Genomic DNA, 20,349 nt, shown 5'->3' on the forward strand with positions numbered 1-20,349 from the left:
GAGGCGCCATCTAATGGCCGCCCCAACCTCTACCGTCGATCTCTCCGCCGCCCTGATCACCGTCCCGGTGCCGATCGGTCATTGGCTTGCCATCCTGCCGGTCGCCCATTGCATTACGCTGGGTGCCGTCCTGCTGATGCTGCGCGCCTATCCCCGCCTGCAGGCCTGGCTCGCCATCCCAGGCCTTGCCGCGCTGGCGCTGATCGATGCGGCACTGCTCGCCAAGGTCGCCGCCGAAGGGCCGCTCACCATGGTCATGGGCCGCTGGCTGCCGCCCTTCGGCATCGCCTTCACCGTCGATCTCTTCGGTGCGCTGATGGCCTTCACCGCAGCCCTTGCCGCGCTCGCCGGCGGCATCTATGCGCTGGCCGATATTGGTGAGAGCGGCCGGCGATATGGTTTCTTCCCGCTGCTGATGCTGCTGATGGCCGGCGTCACCGGCGCCTTTCTTACCGGCGATGTCTTCAATCTCTATGTCTGGTTCGAGGTGCTGCTGATCTCCTCCTTCGGGCTGATCATCCTTGGCTCCGAGCGCCAACAGATCGACGGCGCCCTGAAATATGCGGTACTCAATCTCATCGCCACGACGTTGTTCCTGATAGGCGTCGGCATCCTCTATGCCGCCTTCGGCACCCTCAACATGGCCGATATAGCTGCAAAAGCCGCGGATTTGCGTGGCACGGCGCCTCTGATGACGCTGGCAAGCCTCTTCCTGCTCGCCTTCGGCATGAAAGCGGCGGCCTTTCCGGTCAATTTCTGGCTGCCGGCCGCCTACCATACGCCGCGCATCACCGTGTCGGCGCTGTTTGCCGGCCTGCTGACCAAGGTCGGCATCTACGCGCTGATCCGGGTGATGGTCATGCTGCTGCCGATGGAGCGGCAGGAATTGAGCCTGGTGATCGCACTCGCCGCCGCCGCGACCATTCTCGTCGGCGCTCTCGGCGCGCTTGCCGAAAACGATATCCGCAGGCTGTTCGGCTATGTCGTCATATCGGGCATCGGCAACGTGCTTGCGGGCGTCGCGCTTGGCGGCCTTGGCGGCATCAGCGGCTCGGTCTTCTATGCGCTCCATTCCATGGTGCTGATGACGGCGCTTTATCTTGCCGCCGGCGAGATCGCCCGCCGCGGCGGCGGCTTTTCGCTATCGGCCCTCGGCGGGCTCTACAGGCAAAGCGGTGGCTTCACCGCGCTCTCCCTCGTGCTCTTCCTTGCCGCCTGTGGCCTGCCGCCCTTTTCCGGCTTCTGGCCGAAGGTCATCCTCGTCAAGGCCTCGCTCGATCTCGGCGCCTGGTGGCTGGCGGCCTCGATCCTGGTTGGCGGTTTTCTGACGACGATTGCCTTCGGCCGCCTCTTCCTGCTCGCCTATTGGCGCCCGGCGGCGATAGCCCTGACGCCGACAGTCCTGACACCGTCCGGATCGAGGTGGCGCACCGGTCTGCCGCTCGCCGCGCTGACAGCGCTGGTCGTCGGCTTCGGCATCCTGCCGGAACACTTGCTGGCGCTGTCGCAATCGGCAGCTGCCGGCCTTGCCGATCCCCAGGCCTATCTTCACTCGGTCTTCCCGGAAGGAGGCGCGCCGTGATCTTCGTTCTCTTCAACCTGCTGCTGGCCGTTGCCTGGATCGCCGTCACCGGCAGTGCCTCACCGCACAACCTCATCTTCGGCTTGCTGCTTGGCGCCCTGGCGCTGGTCATCATCCGCGAATCCTTCGGCGGCAAGGGACATATCCCCCGCGTCCTCCCGGTGCTCTCGCTTGCCATTCTGTTCCTGAAGGAATTGTCGCTGTCGGCCTGGAAGGTCACGGTCACCGTCCTCTCGCCCGATATGAAGCTGAAGCCCGGCATCTTCGCCTTCCCGCTGACGCTGACGAGCGATTTCGAGATCACTTTGCTCGCAAACCTGATCACGCTGACACCCGGCACGCTTTCGGTCGACGTCTCGACAGATCGCCGCATGCTCTATGTCCATGCGCTCGATTGTTCCGATCCTGAGGCCACCAAGCGTGATATCGCCAACGGTTTCGAACGCAAGATCATGGAGGCTTTCCGGTGATCACGCCTGCCGCCATTATCGCGGTCGCATCTTCGACCGCACTCGTCATTCTCGGCCTGGCGTTGATCCTCACCGTCTGGCGCGTCGTTGCCGGCCCGACATTGCCGGATCGTATTCTTGCCCTCGACATGCTGACCGGTATCGCCATCGGTTTCATTGCGGTCATCGCGGTCAAAACCAGCTTTTCGCTCTATATCGATATCGCCATCTCGCTCGGCCTCGTCGGTTTCCTGGCGACTGTCGCCTTCGCCCGCTTTGTGCTGTCGCGCGGCAACATCAAATCGAAGCCATCTGCGGCAAATGGCAACACGCAAAAGCGGGCAGGGGGCAAGAAGCGATGATCGATTATATCGTGGCTGCCATCACCGCCCTGCTGCTGATCGTCGGAGCGCTCTTTGCTCTTGCAGCGGCAATCGGCCTTGTCAGGCTGCCCGATCTCTACACGCGCATGCACTCGGCCTCGAAGGCGGGGACAGTCGGCTCCGGCCTATTGCTCCTCGCCGCCGGCCTCTATTCGCAAGATCTGGCGATTCTCGCCCGCGCCATCGCCGGCTTTATCTTTTTCCTGCTGACGGCGCCGGTGTCTGCCCATCTCCTTGCCAGAACTGCCCACCGTTCAGGATATGATCTCGGTGAACTCTCGGTCCGTGACGATATCAGAGATCTTTGAGCCTATGCTGTTCGCCGACATTACCAGATTTATGCAAAACTTATGCACAGGAAGCTGTGAGTAAAGCTTGGCGGAAAGTCCTTCAATTCTTCATCTGTCACATTTTCTCAAGAAAAACGACAAATAATAATTGGCCTTTTGGTCAAACGATGGTATTTGAAAATGCAAGTAGAGTTCTGATTGTGAATTGCAATCGTACTGCTTCCAAGTCCCTCAGTTTTGATTTTCAATGTCTAAACTGAGGCCATAGCCCGGAGCATGACGTAGTGGTTTCCAATCAGGCAGTATAAGGACAGGTCTCGCTCTTCGGAATCTAGGGGTGGATTTCGCGTTTTTCGAAACAGAAGATCGCTTCCGGTGCTTTTGCTGTTCGCTTCTACGAGGCGGGTCTTTGACGTGTCGGTCAAAGACCGTTTGTGCATGCTAACAGGAGAAAAAATATGACGGATATAGCGACCGGCAATGCGCCGGAGCTGCTTGTGGAACTGACGGCCGACATCGTTGCGGCCTATGTCAGCAACCATGTTGTACCGGTCAGCGACCTGGCCAATCTGATTTCCGACGTGCATTCGGCACTGAGCAACACGTCCGTACCGCAGCCTGCTGCGGCGATCGTCGAAAAGCAGAAGCCTGCAGTTTCTGTCCGCAAGTCCGTACAGGACGAGCAGATCACGTGTTTGGAATGCGGCGGCAACTTCAAGTCCCTCAAGCGTCACCTGATGACGCATCACAGCCTCTCGCCGGAAGAATACCGCGAGAAGTGGGACCTGCCGACCGATTACCCGATGGTAGCGCCCGCTTATGCCGAAGCGCGTTCGCGCTTGGCAAAGGAGATGGGCCTCGGGCAACGCCGCAAGCGCGGCCGCGGCTGAGCTTTTTCGAAAGCATCGACGACAAAAAGCCGGGTCTTGTGCCCGGCTTTTTTGTGTGCCTTTTCAAGGCATGGAAAATAATCTCGATGGGGCTATTCCAGGAAAGTGCGAAATGGTTTTCCCGGCAAAGCGCGAAGCGGTTTTGCCGGGAGTTGGGTAAACGAAAGGTTGGAGCGGTTCTGCGCTTCTATCAAAAGCTGAATCGCGCCGGTGATCCAACCTTTCGCAGATGATTCGGACGGGCGCCAAGATAGTCTGAGCGACCCCGTCTTATGCTTCGCCGACAGGCTTAGAATGTATTCCTATACTATCAGCAAGTGTTAATGTATTCGATGTGCCAAGGCAGGCGCTGTCCAGCTCGATCGGCTGTGGCCCTTCCGATCAGCAATCATCCCAGTCAAGCCGCGGCGCGGACTCTTGCCTCTTCGCGAATCCTGTTCACCATCGAGCGCAGTCCGTTCGAGCGCTGCGATGACAGATTCTCCACCAGGCCGATCTTCGAGAATATCTCGAAGGCATCGAGCCCGGCGATGTCGGATGCGGTCTTGCCGGAATAGGTGGCAAGCACGATGGCGACGAGGCCGCGCACGATATGGGCGTCGGAATCACCCTCGAAGCTCATGACCGGGTTGTCGGGATCGCCTGTCGTATGCGTCACCAGCCAGACCTGGCTGGCGCAGCCCATCACCTTGTTCTCCGAGGTGCGCTTCTCCTCGGCTAAGTCGGGCAGCGCCTTGCCGAGTTCGATGACATAGCGGTAGCGGTCTTCCCAATCGTCCAGGAAAGCGAAGTCGTCGATGATCTGGTCGAGGGATGCCATGGTAGCCTTTCACTATTAAAGCAGTTCCAGCAAAAGTGCGCAGCGGTTTTGCGTCCGGAATGCGTCAGGAAGTGCTCTAACACTGCATATAGGTGAAAGACCGGCGGATTTGAACCGCTAAAAAGAAACGCCGTGAGGGATGAGCATCCTCACGGCGCAGCAACATGCTGAATTAAACAGGGCAGGCACGTCAGGCATGGGGCCTCTCCGCGTCATGCGGACGACCGATGCAAGCTATAAAACCGAAAGGCATTGCGGACGAATGCCCGCGAAATTTCGTCAGGTCGCCGGCTTCGGCGTCGGCAGCGGGATCGCGCCGGTCACCACCGTCTCAGGGGCGGCATCATCCTCGACCGGCGGACGGTAAGGCATCGGCTGGTTGAGCGCAGCCTTGGCCTCGCGCACCTTTTCCTGGATAGCAGGTGCTGCCAGCGAAGGCATGTTGAGCGCCACCGGCATCTGCGGTTCGGCAAGCTTTGCGGTCGCCGGCGCCTCGTCCTTGAACTGGCTGTCGAGAAGTTCGTAGGCGACGCGGGCGCCCTCGCGGGCCCGGTAGCCGAGCGCGGTGAAGGTTTCGGCGCCCTTGGCACAAACCTCGGGCTTTTCCGAGCACATGCCTGTGAGATAGTCATAGGCGCCGCTTGCCGCCGTGAACGCGTCGGAAAGCTGCAATTGCGGGCCGTTGGCCAACTTGTCGGAACTCTCCGTGCTGAAGACGGAAAGAAGCACGAGCACGAGGCCAAACCAGAAGGATCCTTTGATCAGAAACCACATTGTCGTCGCCCATCCTGTTTTCCCCGTCCGGTTCTTGTCGCCGAATCAGGCCGGTTGTCCGGTGTGTTTTCACCCTACCGCCAAGTTGCGAATGCCGCTTTTCGAAACTCACGCGCATTTGCGGCAAATTTAGTTCAAATTTTAGCGAACGGTATTTGAGCCGCATTTTAGTCGAATGCGAGCGATCGCCGTTAAGCATCAGGGCAACACCTGCTTGCAATTGCAGGGCTTTTGCTAGCTCGCCTTGCCACAAGAGTTAACGCAATGCTGAAATATGAGGAAAATCCGTCGCTTACCTGCTATTAACCACAAAAGGCAAAGAGCCTTCCAGATGCTTCAAAACGGGAATTTCGGCCGTTTCAGCCTGTGAACAGCGCTTTTGCCTTATCCTTTCTTTAAGTCGCCAAGGCCTATTGTCCGGATCGATCGACAGCCTTTCGGGCGGGTATTGCGTGCGTGTATTGAGTAACATTGGCGGCTGGATGACGGCCCTCGTAGACCGGGCAGCGACAAGCTGGCTCTCCCGGACGGGCGGCGGCGAAGCCGTACGCCAACGCGAGCTCGCGATCCTGCGCCGCCTCGTGCTGTTCTCGTCGGCCGCTCTCGTTGCCGCTCCTATCGGCCTTTCGGCAGTCACAAGTCCGGCCGTCGCGCTGCCGGCGGGTGTCGCCGTGGTCTGCGCCGCCTTTCTCTTTTCCGCCGTCGGCAGCATCGCGCTCGCCCGTCAGGGTTCGTCTTCCGGTGTCGCCACGCAGTCGGCCGAGGATTTCTTCCTTGCAGCCACCCCCGGCCTCGTCTTCTTCCTGGACCCGCACGGCAGTGTGGCGACGGTCGGCGGCCGCGACCGGCGCGATTTCCTTGCCTGGATGCGCGATCCCAAGGGCAGGGGCTTCCTCGAGCAGGTGCATGTCTCCGACCGCATCCTTTTCCTGCAGGCGCTTGATGACCTGCGCCGGGGCGAGGATGCTCAGAGCGTCGATCTGCGCCTCGATCGGCCCTCGGTCTCGCGCGATCAACGCCAGTTCGCCTATCTCAGAATGGACATGACCGCCCGGCGCGATGCCGATGGCGAGCTTGCCGCCATCATTGCCCAGCTGCGCGATGTCTCCGTCGAGCAGCAGCTGCGTGACGAGGCCCAGAACCGCGCGGCCGATGCCGAATCCGCAAACGACGCCAAGTCGCGCTTCCTCGCCGCCGTCAGCCATGAACTGCGCACGCCGCTGAACGCCATTCTCGGTTTTTCCGATATCCTGATCGGTGAATATTTCGGCAAGTTCGAAAACGACCGCCAGCGCGAATATGTCGGCCTGGTCCGCGAATCCGGCGCGCATCTGCTCTCCGTCGTCAACACCATGCTCGACATGAGCAAGATCGAAGCGGGCCGCTACGAGTTGATCCTCGAAGCCTTCGATATATCAAGCTCCGTCAAATCCTGCGAATCAATGCTGGCATTGCAGGCCAAGACCAAGGGCCTCACCCTGACGAGCCGTATCCAGCGCGATCTCGGCGAGGTCGTCGCCGATCAGCGGGCCATCCAGCAGATCCTCATCAACCTCGTCGGCAATGCCATAAAATTCACCGAGGCTGGCGGCGTTGTCTCGGTCGATGCGGCAGCGCGCGACGGCATCCTCAAGCTGACGGTCAGCGATACCGGCATCGGCATCCCGGCCGACAAGCTGGCGCTGCTCGGCCAGCCCTTCGTCCAGATCCAGAACGACTATACCCGCCGCTTCGAAGGCTCCGGCCTCGGCCTCTCCCTGGTTAAGGGGCTGGTGGCGCTGCATGGCGGGTATTTCGCCATCGCCAGCCAGCCGGGCGAGGGCACGATCATCACCATTGAGATCGCGGTGGACGGCTCGGGCGCCCAGCACGCCGAAGACGCCGGTCATGGCGCGACTGTCGAGTTTCCGCCGCGGCTGAAGGGCGCGGTCAATAGTGGTGCAGAATTGGAAGAGGGGCGTTTCGATGGCCGCGCGCAAGCGAAAATCGCCTAAGGGAAAAAGGGGACGGCAGCAGCCGGGCCTTCTGATGTCAGGCGCTGCCGCCCTCGGCGGGCTCGGCCTGCAAGGCGCCTCCGTGCTCGGCGGGCTCGGCCTGCAGGGCGCATCCGTGCTCGGCGGCGTCATCGGCCGCAATCCGTCGGTCGCCGGCGGCACGATCACCTTCGTCGTCATCTTCTCCTTCGTCGCCGCCAATGCGCTCTGGTATCAGCCGGGCCTGCATCCGCATCCGATTTTCCGCACCCGCGATCCGCAGTCTCCGACCGTGCTCGGTGCCCGCCGCCCGGCTGAGGAGCAGCAGGGCGAGGTCACCACATTCCGGATCGAACGGCCGCAGGATACAGCCACCACCAATGCGACGCCGGCGCCTGCCGCGCCTGGCCAGCAGCCGAGCCAACTCGTCATGGACATCCAGCAGCAGCTGGTGCGCCGCGGCCTCTATAACGGCATACCCGACGGCATCATCGGCCCGCGCACCAGTGCGGCTATTCTCTTCTTCGAGGAGACCGTCGGCATGACCCAAACCGGCGATCCGACGCCGGAGGTACTGGCGGCGCTGAAGACCGATGCCGCCGGCCCCTCGACCGTGCCCGCCGAAAAGCCGCCCGAGGATGTGAGCTCGAAGGCGGCGGCGGAAGATCCGGTGGCGGCCGCGATCCGGAGCGCTGAAAAGACGGTCAAAACGGCTTCGTCAGCTGCAAAGCAGGTTCCATCAAGCGAAATCACCAATGTCGACCTGGTGTTGAAGATCCAGAAGGGCCTTTCCAACATGGCCTATGCCAATGTGGGCATCGACGGCGTCGCCGGCGAGCAGACCCGCGCGGCTATCCGCCATTTTCAAAAGCACTACAACCTGCCCGAAGACGGCGAGCCGAACCAGGCGGTGCTGAAGAAACTCAAGGAAATCGGCGCGATATAGAACATAATGCCGAAAAGTGTGAGCGGTTTTCGGACGACATCCTGTTCTAAATCGGCAAAAAGCCTTTTTACCCGATTGAATAAGTTGAAGCGGAGCGCACGATCAGCGAACAGGCTGAGGATGAAGGGCGGCGGCAGCGGTATCTTGAAACCGGCGCATCGGTGCCGTTTGAAACGATCCGGGCCAGACTGCGGGGCTTTGCCGCCGAAGCCGCCCGCAAAGCGGACCCGCAATGAAATTTGTTTTCTTGCCGGATCCTCTCGGAAACCCTGATCCAGCTGACGGCGAGCGCCGGCGTCAAGACCGCCGACAGCCGTTGGATCGAGGAAGCGCAGTCGGCGGCAAGGCAGATTTCCGGCGCCTTCGAGCGCGCCGTCGCTGAAGGGCAGATCGGGCTCGATGCTCTCTTCGACCGACGCTATCGGCCGATACCGGGCACAGATCCGGCAGCCTTCACCGAACTCGCCGACCGCCTGCTGCCGCCGATCCAGGAACCCGTCACAGCCTTGGACGAGCGCATCGCCTTCTGCACGGCGATCGACGAGAACGGCTATCTGCCGACCCACAACCGGAAATTCTCGCAAGCCCAGCGGCCTGGCGACACCGTCTGGAACACCGCCAATTGCCGCAATCGCCGCATCTTCGCCGATCGCGTCGGCCTTGCAGCTGGCCGCGGCACCGCGCCCTTCCTCGTCCAGACCTACAGGCGCGACATGGGCGGCGGCAATTTCGTGATGATGAAGGATATCTCCGCCCCGATCACCGTCCGGGGACGGCATTGGGGAGGATTGCGGCTGGCAGTCAAGGTCTGACCGCTGGAGTCAAACTCAGACCGTGCATTGCCGCCACCGGCGCGCCGGTCTATACCGCGCCGATGAGATTACGCGCCGACATCTTCGTTTCCGCCCTCCTGCGCCGCGTCTTCGCCAGCGGCGATTTCGCCGCCGTCGAGAAGAAGGGTGCGGAGGAGGCGGGTGCGATCTTCATCCGTCAGCACTGCCGCGACGGCCTGGAAACTCTCTATGCGCCGGCGCCGCAGACCGCTTTCGACGAAGGCCAGGCCGGCGACCGCCTGTTCGAGATCCGCCTGTTGCGCAGCGAACCGGAAGCGGTGCGCGCGATGCTGGAGCGCGAACGCAAATTCGATCCCGATCTCTGGATCGTCGAACTGGAGGCGGATGAACTCGGAGATATGATCCCACTTGCGAAGGGCGGCTGAGAGCCGAGGCGCTCGTCAGTTCAGCGCCATTTCGGGCAGTTCATATGTGGCAAGGCCGCTAAACCGCGGTTCAGCGAGACCGCCGTCCCATGATGCGCATGTCGCGCTGCGGCGGCGCCTGGCGGATGAAGCGGTGGTTGGGCGTTTCCTGAGGTGCGGGCACATTGGGCACGTCGTGCCTATAGGTGTAGCGATCGGCACGCCGCCAGGCTTCGACGCGTTCGTGGCATTCTTCCGGGTCGAGTGCATCGAGCACCATCCAGCCGCGAGTGACGTTGTGCTGCTGTTCGGCCAGGTGCGGATAGAGCCTTTCGAGCACGAAAACGGCATCAAGAAAGCCCATGCCGAGGCTCGTCAGTGTCGTGGCGAGCTGCTGGCCGGAAAGATCGAGCATGATGCGCTCGGCAAGCCAGCGGCTGGCGGAAAGCGCATCGGCAAGTGCTGTTGCGAAATGCGTCGCCTCGCGTGAGCGCGCGAAGCGCACCAGCAGCGCCTCTTGAATGTCGCTGAGCGTGCGCAGACCGAGCCTGTCTTCGTCGGCACGGCCGAGATGACCGGCAAGCCCGAGGATACGCTCGCGCAACGCCTCTTCATTGGCAACCCGCTGTTCCTCCAACGCATCGGCCTCGTTGGTCTCGGCCGGCACCGGCGAAAGCGGGACCGCCGGCGATTCCATGATCGGCGCCGAGGCGCCCACGGCCCGAGGCTGGCTCTGGCGCAGCGCCACTAGCGCATCGATGACCTTCGGCGAGAGTGAATCGCGGCTGACGATCGCCTTGACATGCGCAGCACCCTGCATCCGCGCGATGGTAATCAGCGTATCGTCGGCGATCGCCTTGGAGGCGGCAAGAAAAGGGGCCGCGATCTCGATCGGCTGGTTGCCGATAAACAGTGCCACTGCGGCCGGCATGTTCTCGCATTGGGACAGCGCTGCGACCGCCTGCCGCTTGGCCTCGTCGGACGAGGCTTGGAACAGCGGCATGAAAAGTTCGGCGAATTGGCGCAGTTCGGACCGTGTCGGATGAGACAGGTTCTCGAAACTGCTGACAGTCGCCATCAACACCACGTCCTTTTTCCTGACGGCCAAGGGGCCTTCTAGGTCTCGAAACCGGTCACGCACAAAAACACCCCGAAAACGCAGAACAACGGGACCATGGGCCATATGCGCTGGCGGAACGCATGTCAGGCCATACGGTGATGAACAAATCCTAGACCGGTAGGGTTAATGCATGCTGAAGATTTTATTAAAAAGCAACAGAAATATACACGCTCAGCGTGTTGTTGCATAGTTAGCCGGCGATATAAAAATGCGCGGTTTGGAACGGCGCTATGAGGATTCCTCACCGCCGAAGTGATGGTTGAAAAGTTCAGGCAATCCTGTGATCGCGCAGCGCGTGCAGCAGCTTTTCGCGGCTGTCATAACCGGGCTGATAAAGGTTGAGGGCCGCGGATGCCGCGAACTGCGCGTCGACGCTTTTGATGTCGATGCGCCGTTCCGAGCACCAGGCATCAAGCGCACTGCGCAGCACGTCGAGATCGTCAGGCGAGAAGGATGAATTGACCAGCAAAGACACCGCTTACCCTCCGCATTCCGGCAAGAGCGTAGAAAATCCCCGATCGATCGGTGCCCGGGAACTGTGATCGACCGAACGAAACATACGCGCATCTGAGCGCCTCGCAATTAAATATTTTCATGACGCATTTTTGCAACACTGCCTTTTTCGAGGTAGAGAGATTGCCGCGCCAATGCCAACTATATGAATTATTTCTAATTTTAGCGGCGATGCCAAGCCAGGCCCCTTGCGCAGGCGGCGTGAAACCAAATCGACTCTTCGAGCGTTAAAGGGAAGGCGAGTCGAACGGTGTTTGGCATCGCCGAACATTAGTAAACTGTTAACTGTCATGTGTCTCAATTCGGATAGGAACGACGCGATTTGAGTAGTTGGATCGTCGAAACTCCGCATCACGGTATTTCAATCAGGTGCCGTGGGAAAGGCGCGAATGCCCTCGGTCCGGTCATTCCGGCACCGCAGGACGCGCCGGCCCGCACATTGGCGGGCAGGGTGAAATCCATCGCAAGTTCATCCGTCTCGGGCAGTGCATGGAGACGAGAATGGCAATAGTAGTCGCATTGGCGGATCGGCAGCCGCGGGCGCCGCATCGCCCGGACAAAGAGCCCCGCGAAGCCAAGATCCTCTGGTTCACCGGCGTCCGCTACGAGCGGTTGGCCGAGAGCCCTAGACCTAGTCCGGCGCCCGCGCCGCGCGTCAACAAGAAGTAACCGCTCTTCAACCTTAGCGAGCGGCGAATTGCTCGCAGCCGGCTTCCGTCAGGAAGTTGCGCGCAGCCTCATTGAAGCTCGCCTGCGGCGCCAGCGTCCGCAGCACGGCATAACCGTCCGGCCGTGCCATTTCCACCAGGATCGCCTGCTGCAGCTCCTGCGGCAGATTTTTGCGCAGGTCGGTCAGCTGGATCGGACTGCCGGCCAGCACATCGAGCGCACCGCCGACCGATGTCCTGTCGTTCATGCTGAAGACCTCGTTGGAGGCGCTGTCGTAGATCGCGATCGACCAGAAGGGCACATTGCCCTTGGCGGTGAAATGCACCGGAGCATCCTCGACATCGAAGGAGCAGACGGCGGTGCGCAGGAAGGGGTCGCCATTGGCAAGGCCGGCCTCGTCATACTGGTCGCCGAGCAGGTAGAAATTGTTGAGATCGCCCTCCGCCTCCACGCGGGTTGCCGCATCCCTGCCGGTGAAATGCGGCAGCGACAGGATGATGACGAGATGCAGCAGGGCTGCGCCGAAAAGGCCGGTCAGGACGGCGAAGAATATCCTAAGCATTGCCGCATCCGGTCTTGGTGAGTTTCGGCATGGCGAGGTCGATCACGCCGGAACTGCCGGCGGTCGGGGTGTCGAACAGCGTCAGCACCAGCCGGAAGGAGCCGGCCTGTGGTAAGGCCAGCCAATTGCCCGGCTGGGCGACGGCGGAGATCTCGATCGAGAAGCTGCTGTCTTGCTGGCGCAGCACCGTCCAAGAATTGAGCGCAGAGGGATGCCCGGTCGTCACCGCCGCCGGATTGCCGCCATTGTCGGCGGTAAAGAGCGTCCAGAGCCGGGCAGGCGGCGTCTGCCCGCTGATGCGGTAGCGGCAGCCGGCATTCAGCCGCGCGCCCTCGTCGTCGACGCTCGCCGTGAAGGTCAGGCCCTCGGCGCTGCCGTAGAGCAGCTTGCCGGCGCGCGCCCGGTGCGACTTGGCATAGGGATCGGCCTCGACCGTCTGCAACGCCGGAAAGGCCTCCCAGGCGCCGAGCTTGATCGCCCCAAAACCCTGCGTCGCATCCAGCGCATAAAGCGAAATCATGATCCCGCCGCCAAAGGCGACGATCAGCATGATCGCGATAAAAAGGGGAAATCGAAACACGTCATGACCTTGGAAACCATATCGGATGAAAGGGTTACCACTGATTCTGGCAGGGTGGAATGCCAAGCCGTGCCGTAGAGGCCGATTGATCCACGTTATGCAAAGTGCGGCAACAGGGCTGTCCGGTTTGCGCGAATGGCTGCCCCTCACCCTAACCCTCTCCCCGTAAACGGGGCGAGGGGACGTGGCCTACGAGAGGTGTGCGGGGAACGGAGAGGTGGCGACATGGTCCCTTCGCCCCGTTTACGGGGAGAAGGTGGCGGCAGCCGGATGAGGGGCAGTCCGGCAATCTCCTGGGCCAACTACTCCGCGCTCGCCACCTTCGCCGGCGCGAGCGGGGCGGCATCCTTCAGCTTTTCGCCGAGTGTCTTGAGGATGTCAGTCGATTGAACCGAGAGCATGCGCGGCCGGACAAGCTGCGGCAATCCGTCCTGCGGCTTGGCGGCAGACGTCTTGGCGAGGTCCTTTTCCGAGGGCAGGGGGTTTTCGACGCCGGGGATGGCGCGCAGCGTGACGCCCTGATGGGCGTAGTCCATGGCACGCTTGAAGGTCATCGCCGGCAGCGAGCCGCCGGTCATGTTGTTGGTCGAGGTGTAGTCGTCATTGCCGAACCAGACGGCGCAGGTGTAATTGCCGGTGAACCCGACGAACCAGGCGTCGCGATAGGCCTGGGTCGTGCCGGTCTTGCCGGCCGTCAGGATGCCGTTGTCGAGTGCGGCCTTGCGCGCCGTGCCGACATAGGGAACGCGCGACAACATCTGGTTCATATAGGCGTCGGCCTGTTCGGACAGCACGCGTTTCGGCGCCGGTTCGTCATGGTCGAAATCGTAAAGCACGTCGCCGTCGTAATCGAGGATCTGAGTGATGCCGTGGCGGCGCGACTGGTAGCCGCCGGCCGGGAAGGTGGCATAGGCCGTTGCTTGGTCGAGCACCGTTACCTCGGACGTGCCGATCGGGATGGTGACGTCGTCGCGGATCGGCGTTTCGACGCCGAGATTCTTCGCCATCGCTCGGATCGGCTGAATTCCGAGTTTTTCCTTGGCAAGCCGCACCGGCACGGTGTTGATCGACTGGGCGATCGCGGTCTCAAGCGTTATGCGGCCGGCATAGTGATTGGCATAATTATGCGGGCTCCAATTGCCCCAGGAGATCGGGGCGTCGACGATAGTCGTCTTCGGTGTCATCCCGCTCTCCATCGCCACCGAATAGGTGTACACCTTGAAGGAGGACCCCGGCTGGCGCAGCGCTCTGGTGGCGCGGTTGAACTGGCTTTCGCCGTAATCTCGGCCGCCGACCATGGCGCGCACGGCGCCGCCGTTTTCGATCATCACCATCGCGCCCTGCTTGGCGTGATAGGCTTCGCCATATTCGCGCAGCGACGTCTCGACCGAATCCTCGGCCGCCTGCTGGATGCCCATGTCGATCGTCGTGCGCACGATCAGCGAATGCTGGTGGAAACGCGGTGAAAGCCGCTGCACCTCGTCGAAGGCCCAGTCGAGGAAGAAATCGGGCGATTCCACCTCGTTGCGATCGACGACGGTGGCGGGGTTGCGCCTGGCGGCGATCACCTGACCCTCGGTCATCAGCCCGCTTTGGACGAGATTGGTCAGCACCTCGTTGGCGCGTGCACGCGCCGCCGGCAAGTTGACATGCGGCGCATATTTGGCCGGCGCCTTGAACAGGCCGGCGAGCATGGCGGATTCGGCAAGGTTCACATCGGTGATATTCTTGCCGAAATAGAACTGCGCCGCTGCGGCTGCGCCAAAAGTGCCGCCGCCCATATAGGCGCGGTCGAGATAGGTGGAGAGGATTTCCTTCTTGGAAAGGTTCGCCTCTAGCCACAATGCCAGGAACGCCTCGGTGACCTTGCGGTCGATCGAACGTTCATTGGACAGGAACAGGTTCTTGGCGAGCTGCTGCGTCAGCGTCGAGCCGCCCTGCACGACTTCGCCGGCGCGCGCATTCTCGCTCATGGCGCGGAAGAGACCGATGAAATCGATACCGAAATGGTCGAAGAACCGCCGGTCCTCGGTGGCGATCACCGATTTGATCAGCGAATCCGGCAGCTCATCGATCGGCACGGAATTCTGGTGGATCACGCCGCGATGGCCGATAACGTTGCCGTAGCGGTCGGTGAAGGTGACGGCGAAATCGCCGCGATTGCGCCAGTCCTCCTTGGTCGCCTCGAAGGCGGGCTGGGCAAGCAGCAAAATCAGCACGGAGCCGGCCGCCCCGAGCGTCAGCCCTTCGCCGGCAAGTTCGAAGACCATGCGCTTCCAGCCGCGCACGCGAAAGCGGCGGAAGAAGATGGTGATGTCTTCCCAGATCTCGGCGGCGCGGAAGCCGGCGTTCCAGACGGTCGAATCGATCCAGGAATCGATGCGCAGCAGAATGTGACGGCTCTTCGCCGGCCGCTTTTCCGCCGCCTCGTTCGCCGCTTTTCCGGGCCTGTTTTCTGGCCCGTTTTCTGGCCCATTTCCTGGGTTGTCCGGATCCTGCACGTCCTGTATTCCCGCCTGATCGCGCTTCGGTCATATCCGACGAAAGCGCGAGGCCCGCATATGGCCGCAAATCTCTCCGATATCAGGAGAGAATTCTCCGAGTACCAGGAGTATACTGAAGGATTGATTGATTTTGCGGCCGATAACAAGAGAGATGCATGAGGGTCACGCGAATTTGCGGGCCGCTGTTGCAAGAAACGAACGATGAACGATCTGCCCTTCTGGAAGAGCAAGACGCTTGCCGAAATGACCGTCGCCGAATGGGAAAGCCTCTGCGACGGCTGCGGCCTCTGTTGTCTCAACAAGATCGAGGAATGGGATAGCGGCGATATCTATTTCACCTCGGTCAGCTGCAAGCTGCTCGACGGCGAAAGCTGTCGCTGCTCAAGCTATGAGAACCGCTGGGATTTCGTGCCGGACTGTGTTCAGCTGACGAAGGAGAACGTGCCCGATATCGCCTGGCTGCCGCCGACCTGCGGCTATCGGCTGGTCAATGAAGGCCACGACCTCTACTGGTGGCACCCGCTCGTCTCCGGCGACCCGGAGACCGTCCATGCCGCCGGTATTTCTGCGCGAGGCCGCACGATCAACGAAAGTGAAATCGATATCGACGATCTCGAAGATTACGTCGTCGACTGGCCGCTGACCGTGGGCGAGAAGGACGATGAGGAAGCATAAGCGGGCTCAGGGCTTTATTGCCGCGAGGAAGCACCGCAGCTCCGTCTCCACATAGGCGGCCACCGGCCCCTCCGCGCCAAAACCCCACCAGATGAGCGAACCCTGCCATTGCGAAAGCAACAGCCGGGCGATCGTCTCCGGCGCAGTCGCCGATCCGAAACATCGCGCGATCGCCGCCGTCAGGGCCGTTCCCCACGCGGCCCCTCGGGCGCGCAGCACCGGATCGCGGAAATCCTCGCGAAGCACCAGCAGTCCCTCACCATAGGCAGCGGCATTGTCGCCGTAGTCCTGCGACAGGCCGACGAGCAGCGTGATGGCGCCTTTCGGCGTTTTCGGGACGGTCTCGGCAAGCCGCGCCGTTTCCGCATCCAGCCTGTCCCAGGCATAAAGCAGCGCGGTGCGCAGCATCGCCGCTTTCGTGGCGAAACGCTGCACCAGCGTCGAACCGGAAAGTCCGCTGGCTTTCGCCACCGCCGCAAAGGTCGCCGCGTCCGGGCCCTCGGCCTGGATCAGCGCCAGCACCATGGCGAGAAGCTGTTCGTCGGACAGTGTGCGGCGTCGCGGCATGAAATTCCTCTTGCATTCACGTCATATGTAAACGATCATTCGTTTATAAGCAAGGAGCGCCGGGTAATTCCTGGTGCAACCATTGCAGCATGAGGCGCTTTAGCGTGGAGGATGGAGAAGTGACAGCGAACTTGCGGGAGAAAGTGGCATTGGTGGCGGGTGCTACGCGCGGCGCCGGCCGAGGCATCGCGGTGGAACTCGGTGCTGCCGGCGCCACCGTCTATGTAACGGGACGCACGACGCGCGCTCAGCAATCCGAATATTCCAGGCCGGAGACGATCGAAGAGACGGCTGAACTTGTAACCGCCGCAGGCGGCAAGGGTATCGCCGTGCAGGTGGATCATCTCGTCGAGCAACAGGTCGAGGCGCTGGTCGCCCGCATCCGCGTTGAGGCCGGCCGGCTCGATATTCTCGTCAACGACATCTGGGGCTGCGAGAAACTGTTCGAATGGGACAAGGCCGTCTGGGAGCATTCGCTGGACAAGGGCCTGCGCATGCTGCAGCTCGGCATCGAGACACATCTGATCACCGCCCATTACGCCCTGCCGCTGATGATCGAGCGGCCCGGCGGGCTGCTGGTGGAGATGACGGACGGCACGGCTGATTACAATGCCACGCATTACCGGCTTTCGCCCTTTTACGACCTCGTCAAAACGGGTGTCACCCGCATGGCCTGGGCGCATGCGCAAGATTTGGAAAAACACGGCGCCACCGCTGTTTCGATCACGCCTGGCTGGCTGCGCTCCGAAATGATGCTGGATGCTTACGGTGTCCGTGAGGAGAACTGGCGCGAGGCGACCAATGTGCAGCCGCATTTCGCCATTTCCGAAACCCCCCGCTTTGTCGGCCGCGCCGTTGCCGCCATCGCCGCCGATCCCGACCGCGCCCGCTGGAACGGCCAGTCGCTGTCGAGCGGCGGAGTGGCCAAGACCTACGGCTTCGACGATATCGACGGTTCGCGGCCGGATTGCTGGCGCTACATGGTGGAAGTGCAGGAGCCGGGCAGACCGGCTGACGTGACGGGTTATCGCTAAATAACTCCAGGAAAACAGCTTTCTGGAATTGGATGCAAGCAAAAGGTTAGGTCGGCTCTGCGCTCCCGTGAAAACTAAACCGCTCTAACGCCCGCTATCATGCTGCGGCAAGCCGCGCTGCCTCGCGAAACGAGACCAGCCGCTTCGTCTGTTCGTCCCATAGCACCAGCTTGACGCAACGCAGGCTTTCCATGAGCGTGATGCGGCCGATATCGGCAAGCTCAGGATGGTCCCGCAGCACCTCCGGCAGCCGGTAGTAGGGCACCCGGCTCGACAGGTGATGCACATGGTGGATGCCGATATTGCCGGTGATCCAGCGCAGCACCGGCGGCAGGTCGTAATGCGAGGCACCGTGCAGGGCCGCATGCTGGAACTGCCAGTCCGGCTTCTTCGACCAGTGCGTTTCCTCGAACTGATGCTGGACGTAGAACAACCAGACGCCGGCAGCACCTGCCAGAAGCACGATCGGCAAATGCACCAAAAGAAAGGGAATGATCCCGATCGCCCAGATCAACAGCGCGGCGGCCACTGCGACGGCAAGGTTGGTCGCCATGGTCGAGACCCAGGGCAGGGCGCCGGAGCGCATCATGCCGAAAGGCAGGCGCTGCTTGAAGAGGAACAGCCATGCCGGTCCGATCCCGAACATCACGATCGGGTTCCGGTAGAGCCGATAGCCGAGCCGGCCCCAGCGTGACAGCGCGTTATATTCGGCAATCGTCAGCGTTTCGATATCGCCAACGCCGCGTTCGTCCAGGTTCCCGGCCGAAGCATGGTGTTCCGCATGCGCCCGGCGCCAATAGTCGTAGGGCGTCAGCGTCAGGATGCCGATCGTGCGACCGACCCAGTCGTCGACGCGGCGACGGGCGAAAAACGAGCCGTGGCCGCAATCATGCTGGATCATGAACAGTCGGAGCAGGAAAGCGGCGGCGGGAAAGACGAGGATCAGGCCGGGCCAGAAGCTGTAATGAACCGCTGCCCATGCGGCAGCCCAGAACAGCGCGAAGGGGACGACGGTAACGGCAAGCTCGAAGGCGCTGCGTCCGGCCCGCGGCTGGCGATATCCGGCAAGGATCTTCAGCCAGCGCTTTTCAGCGAAAAGCGCGGCTTGCTCGGCGGATCGATCCGGGTTTTCGGATCGCTCCGAGTTGTCGTCGGGCTCGCCCAAAGGGGCCACTTGGATTTCCTCGCACTCGCTGCGGCGCGCAGATTCGATCACAGAGTGACGCCGTGAAAGGCGGCGATCGCCGAAAGGCCGAGTGCAATCACCACGGCCGAGCGAATGAGGAAGAGCGGATAGTCGAAGTGGTACATGGTATGAAGAGTGGTCATAGTTGCAGCAATTCCTGTTTTTCTGAGAACATGTCAATGGGTGATGGTGTCACGCCGGAGCGCGGCGCGTTCGACAAGACGCGCTAGCACTTGCGCTGTTATGCGCACGGGGGGCGGAGCGGGGGGCTCGATAAGAAGTTCTATTTCTTTGGAGCACTGCCCTGCGGGGCGGTCTTGGTCGCCGTCTTCATCTGATTGGCGAATGTGCTTTCCACCTTCGCTGCCTGCTTGTCCTTCTTCGGCTTCCGGACCTCACGATTGCTTCTTACTTGTCCTTTTGCCATCGATAAAATCTCCCTTAGATCGAAATTGAAAGCCGCAGCCTGCGTGGTATTCGCCCCGCTTGTCGGTCGCGATCAGAGATCGCGGGATCGTCATGAGGGGCAACCCGACAACACCGGGCCGCAGGGATGGAATGAAAATGATGCCTGCTGAAACCGCATCGCAGTCTGGAGGCGGATGACCGGAGAGGTCACCGAAAGCCAAACCCGACGTTGAGACGGGACGTCACCATGCTTTCGCGATCGGGAAAATGGCGGGGCCGGAAACCCGGCCACCGCAAATGCCGCATCGGCCAAATCAGCGAGCCCTCCTTATAGAATAAAATTGAGGTGCCATTAAGGCCGCTGCCGCAGGAAAGCCATATTTCCACAGGGATTAAACATGCCGCGCAAAACTATGATGCAGCTTTGCGATAACGACATGCGTAAAAACAGGACCCGAAGCGCGAGGGTGAATCTTGCGACGCGCTCAGTCATTTACGGGAAACAGGCGGATCAGCTTCGTTCTTTCCATCTCCGCTCGGCCCGATGCCGACATGATACCGCGGGCCAAACAGAGTTCTATGTCCCGTCCGATATCGAGCGGTACCAGCATCGACAAAAGCAAATCCACTTGCGTACAAAGCAAGAGGGTTTTCGCACAATAATTCTTCGGGCCGAGCGGCTCGCTTGCCGCTAGCGCATAACCCCGAAATCGGAATCGATTTTCCGAAAGGATTACGCGCAAACTCAAAGTGTTAGAGCGTCCTTAGTGCGTCTGAAAAGACGCGCGGCGCCCTTGCCGGCGCGTCGTGGCGGGGCAATCCCTGTATCGCATATCGGTTAAAGATGGGGGTTACCGGTTTCGGCGGCGTCTTCAGCTTGCCGAAATGATGTTCGAGCGCCAGCGAGAGCATGGCCGGCGAGGTGACGCCCTCCTCGAACAGCCTGATCAGCAGCACGGCCGCGACGTTGAAGACCCTTTCGTCGTCGATCAGGATTCTGGCGTCGTAACCGGCGTCGTCGAGCACGCCTTGAAGCATGTCGAGATCGGATGAGGTCAGATGCGATTTTTCGGAAGTGGAAGACATCGGTCCTCCTTTCATCGGGGCGAGGATACGAAGATCCTCAGTCGGCAGCGCCCGTTCAATGGCTGCCGAAGTTGCGACCATGCGCCTTTCGCCGAGGCAACGCAACGGGATTCTTGCCGCAGATCTAGCTCCGGTTCATG

The 20,349-nt window shown here is 61.2% G+C and carries 23 protein-coding genes and 1 pseudogene; 12 read left to right on the forward strand and 12 right to left on the reverse strand.

The annotated features are described in order from the left end of the window. Positions 1 to 13: 13 nt before the first annotated feature. From N2A41_RS05640 to N2A41_RS05660, 5 genes are all read left to right on the forward strand, one after another. Positions 14 to 1,582 carry a Na+/H+ antiporter subunit D gene (locus tag N2A41_RS05640; RefSeq protein ID WP_260110482.1) on the forward strand — a complete coding sequence of 523 codons (1,569 nt, stop codon included), beginning with the start codon at positions 14 to 16 and terminating at the stop codon, positions 1,580 to 1,582. After that, positions 1,579 to 2,052: a Na+/H+ antiporter subunit E gene (locus N2A41_RS05645; protein ID WP_170280396.1), complete on the forward strand. Its 474-nt coding sequence runs from the start codon at positions 1,579 to 1,581 to the stop codon at positions 2,050 to 2,052. Before N2A41_RS05640 ends, N2A41_RS05645 begins: the two co-directional genes overlap by 4 nt. Beyond that, the gene (locus N2A41_RS05650; protein ID WP_017963539.1) at positions 2,049 to 2,393 is read left to right on the forward strand and encodes a cation:proton antiporter; all 345 of its coding nucleotides are present in this window, start codon (positions 2,049 to 2,051) and stop codon (positions 2,391 to 2,393) included. The genes N2A41_RS05645 and N2A41_RS05650 overlap by 4 nt, the downstream gene beginning before the upstream one ends. Then, positions 2,390 to 2,722: a monovalent cation/H(+) antiporter subunit G gene (gene mnhG / locus N2A41_RS05655; RefSeq protein ID WP_017963540.1), complete on the forward strand. Its 333-nt coding sequence runs from the start codon at positions 2,390 to 2,392 to the stop codon at positions 2,720 to 2,722. The genes N2A41_RS05650 and mnhG overlap by 4 nt, the downstream gene beginning before the upstream one ends. 440 nt (positions 2,723 to 3,162) lie before the next feature. Then, positions 3,163 to 3,594 (forward strand): MucR family transcriptional regulator, encoded by a 432-nt coding sequence (locus tag N2A41_RS05660; protein ID WP_003557810.1) that lies wholly within the window; start codon positions 3,163 to 3,165, stop codon positions 3,592 to 3,594. A 397-nt stretch (positions 3,595 to 3,991) separates the two neighbouring features. On the opposite strand, the gene N2A41_RS05665 is transcribed toward N2A41_RS05660, so the two are convergent. Both N2A41_RS05665 and N2A41_RS05670 read right to left on the reverse strand, forming a co-directional pair. Then, on the reverse strand, positions 3,992 to 4,414 hold the full coding sequence (locus N2A41_RS05665; RefSeq protein ID WP_017963541.1) for a SufE family protein: 423 nt from the start codon (positions 4,412 to 4,414) through the stop codon (positions 3,992 to 3,994). A gap of 279 nt (positions 4,415 to 4,693) precedes the next feature. After that, positions 4,694 to 5,188: a DUF5330 domain-containing protein gene (locus tag N2A41_RS05670; protein ID WP_017963542.1), complete on the reverse strand. Its 495-nt coding sequence runs from the start codon at positions 5,186 to 5,188 to the stop codon at positions 4,694 to 4,696. Between the two features lie 413 nt (positions 5,189 to 5,601). Here N2A41_RS05670 and N2A41_RS05675 point away from each other — a divergent pair, with 413 nt between their 5' ends. The 4 genes and pseudogenes from N2A41_RS05675 (at position 5,602) to N2A41_RS05690 (ending at position 9,326) form a co-directional block, all read left to right on the forward strand. Then, a complete protein-coding gene (locus N2A41_RS05675) occupies positions 5,602 to 7,182 on the forward strand; it encodes a sensor histidine kinase (protein WP_017963543.1) in 1,581 nt (526 codons plus the stop codon). Next, positions 7,154 to 8,107 (forward strand): peptidoglycan-binding domain-containing protein, encoded by a 954-nt coding sequence (locus N2A41_RS05680; RefSeq protein ID WP_260110483.1) that lies wholly within the window; start codon positions 7,154 to 7,156, stop codon positions 8,105 to 8,107. The genes N2A41_RS05675 and N2A41_RS05680 overlap by 29 nt, the downstream gene beginning before the upstream one ends. Positions 8,108 to 8,364: 257 nt before the next feature. Beyond that, positions 8,365 to 8,919, forward strand: a pseudogene (locus N2A41_RS05685) (methyl-accepting chemotaxis protein); the annotation flags it as partial. 62 nt (positions 8,920 to 8,981) lie between these two features. Further along, positions 8,982 to 9,326 (forward strand): DUF1491 family protein, encoded by a 345-nt coding sequence (locus tag N2A41_RS05690; protein ID WP_017963546.1) that lies wholly within the window; start codon positions 8,982 to 8,984, stop codon positions 9,324 to 9,326. A gap of 70 nt (positions 9,327 to 9,396) precedes the next feature. Here the strand turns inward: N2A41_RS05690 and N2A41_RS05695 are convergent, their stop codons facing one another. Beyond that, positions 9,397 to 10,446, reverse strand: coding sequence for a DUF2336 domain-containing protein (locus tag N2A41_RS05695; protein WP_222281945.1), 1,050 nt, complete (start codon positions 10,444 to 10,446; stop codon positions 9,397 to 9,399). Positions 10,447 to 10,693: 247 nt separating this feature from the next. Beyond that, entirely contained in the window at positions 10,694 to 10,900 is a 207-nt protein-coding gene (locus N2A41_RS05700) for a hypothetical protein (protein WP_260110484.1), read from the reverse strand. Between the two features lie 539 nt (positions 10,901 to 11,439). Here N2A41_RS05700 and N2A41_RS05705 point away from each other — a divergent pair. Beyond that, complete coding sequence (locus N2A41_RS05705; protein WP_222386207.1) at positions 11,440 to 11,607, forward strand: hypothetical protein; 168 nt, start codon at positions 11,440 to 11,442, stop codon at positions 11,605 to 11,607. A gap of 13 nt (positions 11,608 to 11,620) precedes the next feature. Here N2A41_RS05705 and N2A41_RS05710 read toward each other — a convergent pair whose 3' ends face one another. The 3 genes from N2A41_RS05710 to N2A41_RS05720 form a co-directional block, all read right to left on the reverse strand. Further along, a complete protein-coding gene (locus tag N2A41_RS05710; protein WP_162118071.1) occupies positions 11,621 to 12,169 on the reverse strand; it encodes a DUF1254 domain-containing protein in 549 nt (182 codons plus the stop codon). Next, on the reverse strand, positions 12,162 to 12,749 hold the full coding sequence (locus N2A41_RS05715; RefSeq protein ID WP_260110485.1) for a DUF1214 domain-containing protein: 588 nt from the start codon (positions 12,747 to 12,749) through the stop codon (positions 12,162 to 12,164). Before N2A41_RS05715 ends, N2A41_RS05710 begins: the two co-directional genes overlap by 8 nt. A 302-nt stretch (positions 12,750 to 13,051) precedes the next feature. After that, positions 13,052 to 15,250, reverse strand: coding sequence for a transglycosylase domain-containing protein (locus N2A41_RS05720; protein ID WP_222386209.1), 2,199 nt, complete (start codon positions 15,248 to 15,250; stop codon positions 13,052 to 13,054). 204 nt (positions 15,251 to 15,454) lie between these two features. Between N2A41_RS05720 and N2A41_RS05725 the strand changes: the two genes are divergently transcribed. Next, on the forward strand, positions 15,455 to 15,928 hold the full coding sequence (locus tag N2A41_RS05725; protein ID WP_222386210.1) for a YcgN family cysteine cluster protein: 474 nt from the start codon (positions 15,455 to 15,457) through the stop codon (positions 15,926 to 15,928). A gap of 6 nt (positions 15,929 to 15,934) precedes the next feature. Here N2A41_RS05725 and N2A41_RS05730 read toward each other — a convergent pair whose 3' ends face one another. After that, positions 15,935 to 16,495 (reverse strand): TetR family transcriptional regulator, encoded by a 561-nt coding sequence (locus N2A41_RS05730; RefSeq protein WP_260110486.1) that lies wholly within the window; start codon positions 16,493 to 16,495, stop codon positions 15,935 to 15,937. Between the two features lie 119 nt (positions 16,496 to 16,614). On the opposite strand from N2A41_RS05730, the gene N2A41_RS05735 reads away from it, so the two are divergent. Then, positions 16,615 to 17,529: an SDR family oxidoreductase gene (locus tag N2A41_RS05735; RefSeq protein WP_260110487.1), complete on the forward strand. Its 915-nt coding sequence runs from the start codon at positions 16,615 to 16,617 to the stop codon at positions 17,527 to 17,529. Positions 17,530 to 17,626: 97 nt separating this feature from the next. Here the strand turns inward: N2A41_RS05735 and N2A41_RS05740 are convergent, their stop codons facing one another. The 4 genes from N2A41_RS05740 to N2A41_RS05750 form a co-directional block, all read right to left on the reverse strand. Continuing rightward, positions 17,627 to 18,694: a fatty acid desaturase gene (locus N2A41_RS05740; protein ID WP_168724878.1), complete on the reverse strand. Its 1,068-nt coding sequence runs from the start codon at positions 18,692 to 18,694 to the stop codon at positions 17,627 to 17,629. Between the two features lie 304 nt (positions 18,695 to 18,998). Further along, positions 18,999 to 19,142 (reverse strand): hypothetical protein, encoded by a 144-nt coding sequence (locus tag N2A41_RS05745; RefSeq protein ID WP_003546677.1) that lies wholly within the window; start codon positions 19,140 to 19,142, stop codon positions 18,999 to 19,001. Positions 19,143 to 19,608: 466 nt separating this feature from the next. After that, a complete protein-coding gene (locus N2A41_RS33300; RefSeq protein ID WP_311202877.1) occupies positions 19,609 to 19,872 on the reverse strand; it encodes a hypothetical protein in 264 nt (87 codons plus the stop codon). 4 nt (positions 19,873 to 19,876) lie between these two features. Continuing rightward, positions 19,877 to 20,290, reverse strand: a complete 414-nt coding sequence (locus N2A41_RS05750; protein WP_260110488.1) for a hypothetical protein — start codon at positions 20,288 to 20,290, stop codon at positions 19,877 to 19,879. Between the last annotated feature and the right edge of the window lie 59 nt (positions 20,291 to 20,349).

This window comes from Rhizobium sp. SRDI969, assembly GCF_025152725.1.
GTDB classification, from domain to species: Bacteria; Pseudomonadota; Alphaproteobacteria; order Rhizobiales; family Rhizobiaceae; genus Rhizobium; species Rhizobium leguminosarum_I.